Raw genomic sequence first — 12,522 nt, 5'->3', positions numbered from 1 at the left:
AAACGGGGCCGCACCATACGTCGCTTTGACAAAAAAGGACGAAAATACGTGTCAAAACTTACTCTTGGCTCATACCCGCATCTTTTGGGGTTCGAGCAGTTGGAACGCCTTCTGGAACGGTCTGCAAAGGCTGGCAACGAAGGTTACCCGCCCTATAACATCGAACAGACATCGGATTTTTCTTACCGTATCACGCTTGCGGTGGCCGGGTTCGCCGAAGAGGATCTGTCGATCACCATCGAAGATCGTCAACTGGTCATCCGGGGTCGTCAACGCGACGACAGCGAGGGGCGCATATTCCTGCATCGCGGAATCGCCGCACGTCAGTTCCAGCGCATGTTCGTGCTGGCCGATGGTGTTGAGGTGGGCGAGGCGATCATTGAAAACGGTCTGCTGCACGTGGATCTAAGCCGAGCCGTGCCTGAAACCGTGGTGCAAAAGATCAACATAAGAAAGGGGTAAGAGCTATGAATACACCGATCGAGCTGAACACCGGGGGCGACAGGATCGCCTATGTAAAAACGGTCGAAGTCGCCGATCTGCCGCAAGAAGTCAGAGAGCAGGCCGGTGATCTGGATCAGTTATATGCCGTCCACAATTCTGACGGTCAGCAACTGGCGCTGGTCGCGGATCGCAAGCTGGCCTTCGTTCTGGCACGCGAACATGATTTTTCGCCGGTGGCCGTGCACTGATACAGTGCCAGCGCGCACTATTTTCTCCGTGACATCTGGTGCCCTAAAAGCCAGACATGCGACTCTGTAATGGGGCGCAGAACGGAGGGTGCACGACATGAGCTGGTTTGACTTCGACTGGGTGGACGCCTTTACCGACCGCGCCTTTGGTGGCAACGGATGCGCCGTTGTCCACGGCGGTGCGGTTTTGTCGGAAGAAGTCTGCACCGCCTATGTACGCGAGACATCCTTGGTCGAATGTACGTTCACCGGGCAATCCGATGTCGCCGATTTTCGCGTGCGTTACTTTCTGGCAAGCCGGGAAATCCCTTTTGCCGGACATCCCACCATAGCGACGGTCGCGGCTATGAAGTCTCGCGGCCTGATTACGGGCGATACGCTGACCTTGGAAACCGGCGCGGGCCTTGTTTCAATCTGCCTGAATGGCGACGAGATTGAGATGACTCAAGTCGCGCCGCAATTCGGCAAGGTCATACCTGCCGGTACGGTTGCTGCCACCGTCAGTTTGCCCGAGGACGTGATAGTTGCCCCGCCTCAGTTTGTGTCCACCGGTTTGCCATTCTGCATTACGGTTCTGCGGGATCACGATTCACTTCGTGCCGCGAAGCTGAACGTCCACGCGTTGCGCGAGCTTACTGCAAAGGCTGGCTATTCCGGTGTAGACATGGCAGAGCCTTTCTTAGTGACACTCAAGGGCGCAACAGACGCAGGTGATACCTTCTCGCGCCTACTGATGGCACCGCCCAGCCCGCCCGAGGACCCGTTTACCGGATCGGCAACCGGTGCGATGGCGGCCTATCTTTGGAAAAACGGGCTGATGACCAAGGACAGCTTTACGGCCGAACAAGGCCATGACATGGGCCGCCCGGGACAAGCCACCGTGACGCGTGTAGGGCCAGTTGATGCAATGACCGGCATAAAGGTTGCGGGGCGCGGATATGTTCTGATGCGCGGCCAGGTTGACTTGCCCGAGGTCGCCAAGTGACCCGGCCTACCATCGCAATATTGCCCTATGGGCACCGTCTTGGACCGAAACTTGCCTCGGTCCCTTTGTCCGATTTGATCTGGCCCGAGGGGTGCCCCGACCGCCTGATCGGCAAGACGGTCGGTGATCTGGAGCGTACCGACCACCTGATCATGTACCCGAACTCGACCGTGCATCTTCGCCTGCGTCGTGGCACGCGCGCACGGATTTCGCTGATGATGGGTGAGCCTTCGGCCATTCACGGCAAACACGACCGAATGTTGCGGTACACCTGGCGGCGATTCTTCCGCGTTTTCACCTTTCATGACGTGTTGCTTGAAAACATACCGAACGCGGTGTTCCTGCCCTATGGCGTGACGATGGTGCCCGACTGGCGGGATCTTGGCGTTGAGAAAACCAAGACCTGCTCGCTGATCGCCTCGGCCAAGCGCGATCTTGAAGGGCACAGGCTGCGCCATGCCGTGATCGACTGGGTTCGGGACACCGGCGCGGATGTGGACATCATGGGCCGGGGATATACACCGTTCGAGCGAAAATCAGACGGGCTGGCGCCCTACCGTTATTCCGTGGTGATCGAGAATGTGCGCGAGAGGAATTACTTCTCGGAAAAGCTGATCGACGCGATCCTTTGTTCGACGGTCCCGATCTATTGGGGGTGTCCAAATATCGGTGATTTCTTCGATACGTCCGGTATGATCCTGTGCGAGTCCGAGGCCGATATCCGCCGCGCGATCCAGTCTGCTTCGGTTGAAGATTTTGCCGCACGCTTGCCGCACCTGCAGTCCATCCAACAGCAAGCAGCAGAGTACGGTGATTTCGAAAGTAGGGCCGCACGGCTGCTGCGCGCGGAACTGGACGCGACCCCGGGCTGACCCTTGGGCCGGTCGAACAGCACGCCAGAGGGTAGCAACTCGACGCCTGCCCCGAATGGTAAGGGCAGCGGGCTATTGATGGTAAGCCAGTGTTGCTGTGGGGAACTGCGCCAACGGGCGCTTATGTAAAGCTTCCAGAGAAAAACGGCCCCCGTATACCGGGAGCCGTCTGTTCGAATTTGCCAGATTTTAGGACGCGGCAATCAGCCCCATGCTTTCCAGTTTGAGCAGCACCTGATGGGCGCAATTGTCGACATCGACATTCTCTGTCTCGACGCTCAATTCAGGGTTCTGCGGCACGTCGTAAGGGTCGGAGATGCCGGTAAATTCCTTGATCTTGCCCTCGCGCGCCAGCTTGTACAGACCTTTGCGGTCGCGACGTTCGCATTCTTCGATCGAGGTCGCAACATGCACCTCGCAGAAGGCACCGAACTGTTCGATCTCTTCACGAACCGCGCGGCGGGTCGTGGCATAGGGCGCGATCGGTGCACAGATGGCGATCCCACCATTCTTGGTGATCTCAGAGGCCACGTAGCCGATACGACGGATGTTGAGGTCTCGGTGCTCTTTCGAAAAGCCCAATTCCGACGACAGGTTTTTACGAACGATGTCCCCGTCCAACAAGGTCACTGGACGGCCACCCATTTCCATCAGCTTGACCATCAGCGCGTTGGCGATGGTGGATTTACCCGAGCCCGAGAAACCGGTGAAGAACACCGTAAAGCCCTGCTGGCTGCGCGGCGGTTTGGTTTTACGCAACTCGGCCACAACCTCGGGAAAGCTGAACCATTCTGGGATTTCCAGACCTTCGGCCAGTCGACGGCGCAGTTCGGTGCCCGAGATGTTGAGGATCGTGACGTCATCCTTGTCCAGAATCTCGTCATTTGGCTCATACTGGGCGCGTTCCTGGACGTAGACCATGTGCTTGAAATCGACCATCTCGACGCCGATCTCGTCCTGGAATTTGCGGAACAGATCCTGTGCGTCGTAAGGGCCGTAGAAATCCTCACCCTTGCTGTTTTTGCCCGGGCCGGCGTGGTCGCGGCCAACGATGAAGTGGGTGCAGCCGTGGTTGGCGCGGATCAGGCCGTGCCAGACCGCCTCGCGCGGGCCAGCCATACGCATGGCCAGATTCAGCAGCGACATCGAGGTGGTCGAGGCCGGGTATTTGTCCAGAACCGCCTCGTAGCAGCGAACACGAGTAAAATGATCCACGTCGCCCGGCTTGGTCATGCCGACAACCGGGTGGATCAGCAGGTTGGCCTGTGCTTCTTTCGCGGCGCGGAAGGTCAGTTCCTGGTGCGCGCGGTGCAGCGGGTTGCGGGTCTGGAAGGCCACGATGCGGCGCCAGCCCAGTTTTCGAAAATAGGCGCGCAGCTCGTTCGGAGTGTCACGGCGACCGCGGAAGTCATAATGGACCGGCTGCTGGATACCTGTAACCGGGCCGCCCAAGTAAACTTTTCCGGCCACATTGTGCAGGTAGTTCACCGCCGGGTGCGCGTCATCATCCGCGCCGAACACTTTATCGGCTTCGCGCGCTTTGTCCGGGGTCCAACGGTCGGTGACTGTCATGGTGCCAAGGATGACACCTTCCTGATCGCGCAAGGCGATATCCTGACCCAGTTCGATTGTGTCGGCAAAATCTTCGCTGACGTCCAGCGTGATGGGAATTGGCCACAAGGTGCCGTCAGCAAGACGCATGTTCTCGACGACGTTGTCATAATCGGCCTCGCTCAGGAAGCCCTTGAGCGGATTGAAACCGCCATTCATCAGCAGTTCCAGATCGCAGATCTGACGGGGGCTCAGGTCCCAGCTGGTCAGGTCGGCGGCTTCCACTTTCAGCTTTTGCGCCGAGTCATATGACACATACAGTTCCGGGATCGGAGCAAGATTGCTTAACATCGTCATGGGAATACTCTTGTCGAAGTGCGGTTTTACCGGTGGTTCAGGGGTGTTTGCTGGGGCATGTGCCCCGAGCGCTTGTCGGAGTCCATATACATTTAGGAAATAAAGGACGATATGCGCGGTTTTTGACCGGATTGGAAGATTTTTTCGCAACAGTCGACTTTTCCCGACTTTATTCCCGTTGATGCGCTGTCGTCGGGTGGATTTAGTACGTCTGTTCCAAGGCCGCTTTATGCTCAAAAAGATCGGATGCTTTTGCCACGGGCAGGGCGAGAATCGGCTTTGCAACGCCGCGAAGGTCAAAGGATTGAAGGTCAGCCGGGTCGCTGTCATATCCCGCAGCTTGCAGCAACTCGGTTGAAACCAAAAGCTCAGCCTTCAAGGCCTTGGTTTCGCCCTCAAGCCGGCTGGCCACGTTGACCGCATCGCCGATGATTGTATGTGCGGAACTGCCCACAGCGCCGATTTCACCCAGCACCAGATCACCCAGATGCAGCCCCATCCCAATGCGTATGCCGGGGCTGGCCTCGCTTTGGAGTTGCTGGTTAAAGCGCGCAAGGTCAAGACTGACATCAGCAGCGGCGGCAAGCCCGGCCTGAGCTGATCGTTCAGCGTCGGGCTTTTCAAATACAGCCAGCAGACCATCACCCATGTATTTATCGACAGCACCGCCATGCGCAGTAATCGCCGGAACAATCGCGTCGAAGAACCGGTTCAATAGGAACACAATGTCATACGGCAATTGACCAGTGGTTCGCGAGGTAAATCCGCGCATATCAAGGAACAGCACTGCCAGTTTCCGCTCTTGTCCGTGGCTGGCATGGGCGCGTTTACGTCCGCCATCGGGGCGGAACATGCGAAACGCGGTCAGCGGTTCGGTCGGACGGATCTGGCAAGCCAGCCGTGCGCCATCAGGGGCACCGACGGCGGCAAGGCTGCGGGCCTCGACCTCGCTGGGCGCAGGCAGCTTGTCGGCGCCATCTTCGACGATCACGCGACACGTCGTGCACCGGCCTTTGCCGCCGCACAGGGCTGTGTGCGGAACGCCGTTGGCCTGCGAGATTTCCAGAAGCGTCATGCCCTTTTCGGCAACCACCTCTGGGCCTTCGACATATTTTACCCGCACGGAATGTCTGCGCCGCCAAAGCTTGCGAACGACGAAAACCAAAAGCGCCGCCCCGAGCGCCATCAGGAATGCCACAAGCGCGTTGTTCTCAACGTTGGCCATAGCCTGAAAAGACTCGGGCGAGGGCCAATTGTAATGCTCGATGTATTGATCCCGCAGGAAGGGATCGCCAAAATCGACCCAGATACGGCGCCCTTCGGTCAGCAACCCGGCCAGCGCAAACGAAGGCACAAATACGGCCGCACCGATCAAATACGGTACGGTCCCTGACCACCAGCGGGTCAGCCGCAGCCACATGTGCAAACCGATGCAGCTGTGGACCCAGACAACCAGCAGAAGAACGCTTTGCATCCACACCGCAGAGCTGGGCCACATCAGGGCGATGATATAGCCCATCTCGTCGTTGACGCCATAAACCTCGTGGGCGTAGCGCGTGTGAACGATATGGGCGATAAGCTGCAGTGGGATCAGAAGACCCAGAACAATCTGCAAGCCGGTGCTGAAGGGCATCCGCATCGTGCGGCGTTGACTGATGGAATAGAGCGCAAGCCCGGAATGGATGAACAGCGCAGCGTACAGGATCACGCTGCCGAGGTCGTGCCGCGTGACGACATGGCGACCTTTCTGCATGCTGTGCAGGTAATCGGTGTGGAACAGGCCCAACCCGATATTAATGAAGTGAAAGAAGGCATAGGCGAACAGGATCAAGCCGCTGCCGATCCGCAGCCGGGTTGTCCACCCGCCTTGCCACAATACGCTTTTCACTCAGGCCACCTGCATTCGCTTTTCCTGGCCCGAGTCTGATACGCGCGTGCGTACGGGTCAAGCTGAGGTTGTGCCCAGTGAGATGTCAGAATTCCCCGAACGGTTCGGGGAATTCCAGGGGTCGTTTAATCGTGTTGCGCCAAAAAACGCTCGGCGTCCAGGGCGGCCATGCAGCCCATACCGGCGCTTGTCACTGCCTGCCTGTAGATGTGGTCGGTCAGGTCGCCCGCTGCAAACACACCCGGCACCGATGTTTCGGTTGATCCCGGCTTGGTGACCACATAGCCGCCCATGTGTGTTTCCAGCGTGTCTTTGACCAGCTCGTTTGCAGGGGCGTGGCCAATGGCGACAAAGACGCCTTTGCAGGGTATCTCGGTGATCTCGCCGGTTTTTACGTTCTTGACGCGCACGCCCTCGACACCCAAGGGGGCATCGGTGCCAATGACCTCCTCCAGTTCGTGAAACCACAGCGGTTCGATCTTTTCGTGCTTGAGCAGCCGGTCTTGCAGAATCTTCTCGGCCCGCAGCTCATCGCGGCGATGGATCAACGTGACCTTGCTGGCGAAATTGGTCAGGAACAGCGCCTCTTCTACGGCGGTGTTGCCGCCGCCAATCACCACAATCTCTTGCCCGCGGTAAAAGAAGCCGTCGCAGGTGGCGCAGGCTGAAACGCCAAAACCCTTGAACTTGTCCTCTGACGGAAGACCCAGCCATTTCGCGCGCGCTCCGGTGGCCAGAATGACTGAATCGGCGGTATAGGTGGTGCCGCTGTCGCCCTTGGCAGTGAACGGACGTTTCGAGATGTCCAGATCGCTGATGATATCGCCAATGACCTCACATCCCATCGCCTTAGCGTGGTCCTGCATGCGAACCATCAGGTCCGGACCCTGAACTTCGGTATCGCCGGGCCAGTTCTCGACCTCGGTCGTGGTGGTCAACTGACCGCCGGGTTCGATGCCCTGAACCAGGATCGGATTCAGCATTGCGCGGCTTGCGTAGACGCCCGCAGTGTAACCAGCGGGTCCTGATCCGATGATCAGAACCTTGGTGTGACGTGTTTCGGCCATGGTACCCCTAACTCGATCTGCCTGATTGGGCCGCTTGGCCCCTGACGGTGGGATATAGCGGTCCGCCAGCCACCCTTAAAGCCCCTTCGTGCTTTGTACCTGCTATGCATGCTGCGAATACCGCGCGAAGAGGGGAGGGAAGAATAAACAATATTGCGCAGTCGTGAAATATTATTGCGCATCTTCTGGCTGCTGATATAACAACCGAAAAATCAGGAGCATTTGATGGTCGCGATACGGCTGGATGAGATTGACCGCAAGATTCTGGCGGAACTGCAGGCAGACGGTCGCATGACCAATGTCGAACTGGCAAAACGCGTGGGTATTTCGGCCCCACCATGCCTGCGGCGCGTACGAACTCTTGAGGAATCAGGACTGATCCGTGGCTACCACGCTGATGTGAATTCGCGTGAATTGGGATTCGAGGTTCAGGTCTTTGCTATGGTCGGTCTGGAAAGTCAGGCAGAGTCCGAACTGAGCGCGTTCGAGGAGCGCTGTCGCGAGTGGCCTCTGGTCCGGGAGTGTCACATGCTGAACGGCGAGGTGGATTTTATCCTGAAATGCGTGGCCCCTGATCTGAGCAGTTTTCAGCAGTTCCTGACCGGTGCATTGCTGACCACGCCCAATGTTGCAAGCGTCAAGACGTCGTTGGTTATTCGCGGCGCAAAAGATGAACCAGGCGTGCCATTCGACGTCCTCGAAGAACGGATGAGCCGGACGGCCTGATGCCAACAAGCTTAGGATGTGGTTTTATGGGTGGCAGGACCGCTGCCACCGAAACATAGACCACCCAACTGATGAGTAACTGCATATTGCCCTCGTATAGCAGACCGTAACGCGACTCACGCGGTTATCGCATCCACCTCTCCGTCGCCAGCCCGCGGCATGACCAAAGGCCCGAAGTCACTTAGCGTGTCGATATGCGCAAACAAATTCAGGTAGATCGACCTGAGAGAATGGCTGAGCCTACGCACGGCGTTGACGCCAGGATGGTAGGTTTCGAACTGCAATCCATCCACATTGATGACAGCGTGCCTTTTCAAACAGATATGGAACAACTCAATCGGAGTTGGCGGCAGTGTTTCGATTACACTCATACCGTCCTGGAATTCATGCACGGGTGTAAGCACCGGTCCCTCTCCGTTTACATGTCGCAAGTGAGACGGCGTACCCAACAATCGTGCGGAAGGGCCAACAATGACACCAGACATCGGCTTTTGCATTCCAAATGTGTCAGCCATGATCCGTGTCAAAGGGCGCGTGCGACCGTGCGAATCCTGACGTCCGGGAATCAACATAACCGACCCTTTCCAAAGGACTGTTTCCGAAGCGCCGGTCTGAGTCAGGACAGTATCGCCCGGCAACAGGTCTTCGAAGGCCATCGGGCCCGATTCGGTTTCAACCAAGGCTCCGCGCGTAAAAGCACAGAACGCGTCTTCGAACATTGGCAGTGCAGGGGCAATGTGACGTGTTTGAACGACTTCCCCGTTTTTCATCAGTGTGCTGACTTCATAGCGCCTAAGCTGCGCTTTTTTCTGTGTTTTCGACCTTGGCCCATCGCGCAGCAATGCCGACGTTTCAACGGCATTCCTGGCAGCGCGCGATAAAGAATTTGGGATAGTCATTACAATTCCGTCCCCTCTAAGAAACGAACAGGTAAGCTGAACCCCCGTACAGCAGCGCCTGATCGGATTTACTTTTGCCTTGCAAGAAATCGATGACCACAGCACAACAGGCATCTCGACCGCGAGCCGCGACAGAAACCTCAACGCTTTTGGTCATCACATTGACCCCCCTGCAAACTCATACAAACGCAGGCGAAATTGCCTACGCAAACAGGCTCCGAACCTGAACCGCGCAAAATACCGGCGGCAGGCCACACACCGGGTCGGAGCACCCCTCCGATGTGCGTCTCGTCCCGGAACCGGCAGCTTGGCTCGCGGGGTTTTCATGGTCAGCGATGTGCCGCCATGCGGCGTGCGACCCTGACTGATCGGCTGGAAACCCGTTTCCAAGGCATTTCCAGCTGATGTTCTCTGGTGGCCGCAAGAACTGCGCAGAGAAAGCGTGATCTCATCTTCATTTCGTTGTCCTGCTCGCTATGGGACCAAGATCCCTTTTCCTGTGGAACCCAATTTGCTTGGCTATTGCGGCGGCGATAAGGCTGATCCGGGATGAATTCAGGACAAACGAGACTTTGCGATTCCTCTTCATTAAGCGCGTCGCGCCCTGCGGGGGTACTGACAGATAAACACCTGAGAGCGGACAAAAATTATCAAATTGTAGTGACTTAGCTAGCCAAACAATTGTGGCGAAAAAGCGGCGAAATTGCCTTAATTCGGGTTTTGCTTAAAGTTTTATGGCGGAAATCAGGCGTCCGTAATCCGCTTCTTTCGTGTGGGTAGACCGGCGGTACGAATAGAATCTTTCAGGATCGGAGTAGGTGCAGTGGCGTGTCCATTCAGCCCGACCCACGCCCGCCTGACGCAATCTGTGTAGCCCAAAGGCGGGAAGATCAAATTGCAGCCGATCGCCGTGTCCGTTTGCAAAGAACCGCAGGTTGTCCGGTGAATCAGCGGCGAATTCGTCCAGAAATTCGGGGCCAACCTCGTAAGCTGACTGTGAGATCGAGGGGCCGATCACTGCAGTGATGTTTTCCCGCGCTGCACCGAGGGCTTCCATTGCGTCAAGCGTAGCTTCCAACACTCCGTCCAAAGTGCCGCGCCAACCCGCGTGCGCAGCTCCGATCACGTTTGCTTCCGTATCAGCAAACAAGACTGGCTGACAATCGGCAGTCAGAATCGTCAGGGCCAATCCCGGGGTCGCGGTGACGACGGCGTCTGCCCTTGGCTTATCCCCATTTATCGGGGCGTCGACCGTCAGAACAGTTGGTGAATGAACCTGATGGACTCCGACCAGGGCGTCTGGCGCAACCTCCATCGCCTGTGCGACCCGCTTTCGATTCAGCGTTACGGCCTCGGTTTGATCGGATGAACCATAGCCGCAATTGAGCCCCGCAAAAATGCCCGATGACGCGCCGCCTCGGCGGCTGAAGAACCCGTGGCGTACGGGGTTCAGCAAATCTGAGGTCAAAATTTCCAATGTCATGGCTCAAGTCCCGGTGGCGGCGAGGAGGGCGAGGGGTACAGGCCCAGCACTTTGAACAGGTTTCCCATTTCGTCCGGATGCGTCAACCGGCGATGTGCGGCAACCAGCTCTTCCAGCTTGGACCCGCCGAGAGTCGCTGCAAGGGATTGCGCACGGTTCGCGATACCAAGCCGTTCCAGAAAAACACCCTGAGGGGTAAGCCGCGTATGCGCACATCCTGCAGCACGGGCCGCAATCGCCAAAGGTTCGAAATCCACATGCGCTGTCAGATCGGCTTGGCCGGGCTTGTCCAGAGGGTCTGTATGCGTGTGCCCGTGAAGCGCCTGGAATGTATCGCCAAGCGAACGCCAGTCACCATAGTCCACGATCAGCCCAGCCCCGCCATGCGTGCCGATCCGCCGGGCGATCACGGCAATGATGGGTATCGCTGCGGCGCAAAGCTCGACCAGATCACCATCTTTGGTGTCGTCTAGCCGATCCTTAAGCGCAACCTGATCTGATTGCGGGCCCAACCCCCAGGTCAGTGTATTGCCGTCGGCACCGATAAGCCGTTCGCGCCAACCCGTGCCATCACGCTGGAATTGACGAATGGGCAAGGCGTCGAAAAACTCATTTGCGACCAGAAACAACGGGGCTTCGGGCAGGTCTGCCACCGAGTCGACCCAACGCGGTTGATAGCCTGTCAGCGTCTGTGCCTGGATGTCTCTCAATGTGGGCGAGGCTTCAAACAGTACGATCTGGGCGGCATCCGTGAAACCGGGCACGCCAGCGGTGGCGCGCAGCATATCCGCCATCAACGTGCCACGACCCGGACCAAGCTCAGCCAGTACAAAAGGGTCTGGGCGCCCCTGATCCAGCCAGCTTTGTGCCAGCGACAGCCCGATCAACTCTCCGAACATCTGACTGATTTCCGGGGCAGTGATGAAATCGCCTTGTGTGCCAAGCGGATCGCGGGTCGTGTAATAGCCAAAAGTCGGATGCAGCAGGCATTCGGTCATATAGTCGGCGACATTCATCGGGCCGTCTTGCGCGATTCGCTCAAGCAGATGATCCACCAAAGTCATGCGACCCGCCTTGCACGCAGGGCAAGCCACAGGCCAAGACCAATCATCGGCAGCGACAGCAATTGCCCCATTGTCAGGCCGTACCCGCCGATGTGCAGTGCCAAGCCCAACGGATTGCCGGGCGAGATAAACTGCGCGTCGGGCTGCCGGAAGAATTCGACGCAGAACCGCGACGCGCCGTACCCGGCCAGAAAAACACCCGTGATCAGGCCGGGCTTGTGGAATGCTCCGCGCCGATACGCCAGCCACAAAAGCAGGATGCCCAGCAGCAAGCCCTCTAATGCAGCCTCATACAATTGCGATGGATGCCGGGCGCAAATCCCGGCCAGGACGCCCGGGCAATCCTGCGCGGCTCCACCGGGAAAAATCACGGCCCAGGGCAATTCACTGGGGCGCCCCCAAAGTTCGGCATTGATGAAATTCGCCAGCCGCCCCAGCAGCAATCCGGGTGGCACCGTATGGGCAATCAAGTCTGCCAAGGACAGAACCGGGCTTTGCTGACGCCGCGCATAGAGATACGAAGCGACCACAACCCCAAGCAACCCGCCATGAAATGCCATGCCGCCCTGCCAGACTTTCAGAATCTCCAGAGGGTTCGAGAGGTAATATGCGGGCTGATAGAACAGGACGAACCCAAGTCGCCCACCCACAATCACGCCGAGAATGATCCATGTGATGAGGTCCTCAAGCTGTTCAGGCTTGATCGGTGGCGTTTTCTCGGGCCAGAGGGCAGGTCGCCGCAACGCCATAACCCCCATCCGCCATGCAATCAGGATACCGGCGATATAGGCCAGCGCGTACCACCGAAGGGCAAACTCCATCCCGAACAGTGAGATCGAGAAAAGCTCGGGTGACAGATCGGGGAAATTCAGAACAGCCTGCATGTGCGTCTCATTGCCCGGGGTTTGAGGGGCAAGTCAACCTTGAGTCCGGGCCAA

The 12,522-nt window shown here is 57.8% G+C and carries 12 protein-coding genes; 5 read left to right on the top strand and 7 right to left on the bottom strand.

Annotated elements, in window-relative coordinates; all coding sequences use genetic code 11:
* Positions 1-48: 48 nt before the first annotated feature.
* From LCM21_RS12140 to LCM21_RS12125, 4 genes are all read left to right on the top strand, one after another.
* Entirely contained in the window at positions 49-462 is a 414-nt protein-coding gene (locus tag LCM21_RS12140) for an Hsp20 family protein (protein WP_068336409.1), read from the top strand.
* A gap of 5 nt (positions 463-467) precedes the next feature.
* A complete protein-coding gene (locus LCM21_RS12135; RefSeq protein WP_068336200.1) occupies positions 468-692 on the top strand; it encodes a DUF1150 family protein in 225 nt (74 codons plus the stop codon).
* Positions 693-789: 97 nt separating this feature from the next.
* The gene (locus LCM21_RS12130) at positions 790-1,677 is read left to right on the top strand and encodes a PhzF family phenazine biosynthesis protein (RefSeq protein WP_224890837.1); all 888 of its coding nucleotides are present in this window, start codon (positions 790-792) and stop codon (positions 1,675-1,677) included.
* A complete protein-coding gene (locus LCM21_RS12125; RefSeq protein ID WP_224890836.1) occupies positions 1,674-2,549 on the top strand; it encodes a glycosyltransferase family 10 fucosyltransferase in 876 nt (291 codons plus the stop codon). The genes LCM21_RS12130 and LCM21_RS12125 overlap by 4 nt, the downstream gene beginning before the upstream one ends.
* A gap of 189 nt (positions 2,550-2,738) precedes the next feature.
* Here LCM21_RS12125 and LCM21_RS12120 read toward each other — a convergent pair whose 3' ends face one another.
* The 3 genes from LCM21_RS12120 to trxB form a co-directional block, all read right to left on the bottom strand.
* Positions 2,739-4,457 carry a bifunctional sulfate adenylyltransferase/adenylylsulfate kinase gene (locus LCM21_RS12120; protein ID WP_224890835.1) on the bottom strand — a complete coding sequence of 573 codons (1,719 nt, stop codon included), beginning with the start codon at positions 4,455-4,457 and terminating at the stop codon, positions 2,739-2,741.
* Between the two features lie 202 nt (positions 4,458-4,659).
* Positions 4,660-6,345 (bottom strand): adenylate/guanylate cyclase domain-containing protein, encoded by a 1,686-nt coding sequence (locus tag LCM21_RS12115; RefSeq protein WP_224890834.1) that lies wholly within the window; start codon positions 6,343-6,345, stop codon positions 4,660-4,662.
* Positions 6,346-6,470: 125 nt separating this feature from the next.
* Positions 6,471-7,412: a thioredoxin-disulfide reductase gene (trxB, locus tag LCM21_RS12110; protein WP_224890833.1), complete on the bottom strand. Its 942-nt coding sequence runs from the start codon at positions 7,410-7,412 to the stop codon at positions 6,471-6,473.
* A 225-nt stretch (positions 7,413-7,637) separates the two neighbouring features.
* Between trxB and LCM21_RS12105 the strand changes: the two genes are divergently transcribed.
* A complete protein-coding gene (locus LCM21_RS12105; RefSeq protein WP_224890832.1) occupies positions 7,638-8,138 on the top strand; it encodes an Lrp/AsnC family transcriptional regulator in 501 nt (166 codons plus the stop codon).
* Between the two features lie 116 nt (positions 8,139-8,254).
* Here the strand turns inward: LCM21_RS12105 and LCM21_RS12100 are convergent, their stop codons facing one another.
* From LCM21_RS12100 to lgt, 4 genes are all read right to left on the bottom strand, one after another.
* The gene (locus LCM21_RS12100) at positions 8,255-9,037 is read right to left on the bottom strand and encodes a Hint domain-containing protein (RefSeq protein WP_068336184.1); all 783 of its coding nucleotides are present in this window, start codon (positions 9,035-9,037) and stop codon (positions 8,255-8,257) included.
* Between the two features lie 724 nt (positions 9,038-9,761).
* Positions 9,762-10,520, bottom strand: coding sequence for a peptidoglycan editing factor PgeF (gene pgeF, locus LCM21_RS12095; protein ID WP_224890831.1), 759 nt, complete (start codon positions 10,518-10,520; stop codon positions 9,762-9,764).
* Positions 10,517-11,584, bottom strand: coding sequence for a class I SAM-dependent methyltransferase (locus tag LCM21_RS12090; protein ID WP_224890830.1), 1,068 nt, complete (start codon positions 11,582-11,584; stop codon positions 10,517-10,519). Before LCM21_RS12090 ends, pgeF begins: the two co-directional genes overlap by 4 nt.
* The gene (gene lgt, locus LCM21_RS12085) at positions 11,581-12,468 is read right to left on the bottom strand and encodes a prolipoprotein diacylglyceryl transferase (protein WP_224890829.1); all 888 of its coding nucleotides are present in this window, start codon (positions 12,466-12,468) and stop codon (positions 11,581-11,583) included. The genes LCM21_RS12090 and lgt overlap by 4 nt, the downstream gene beginning before the upstream one ends.
* Positions 12,469-12,522 lie beyond the last annotated feature (54 nt).

The organism is Ruegeria profundi (genome assembly GCF_020171505.1).
GTDB classification, from domain to species: Bacteria; Pseudomonadota; Alphaproteobacteria; order Rhodobacterales; family Rhodobacteraceae; genus Ruegeria; species Ruegeria profundi.
Note: the sequence above shows the minus strand (reverse complement) of the source record. Positions and strands in the feature narration are given on the sequence as shown.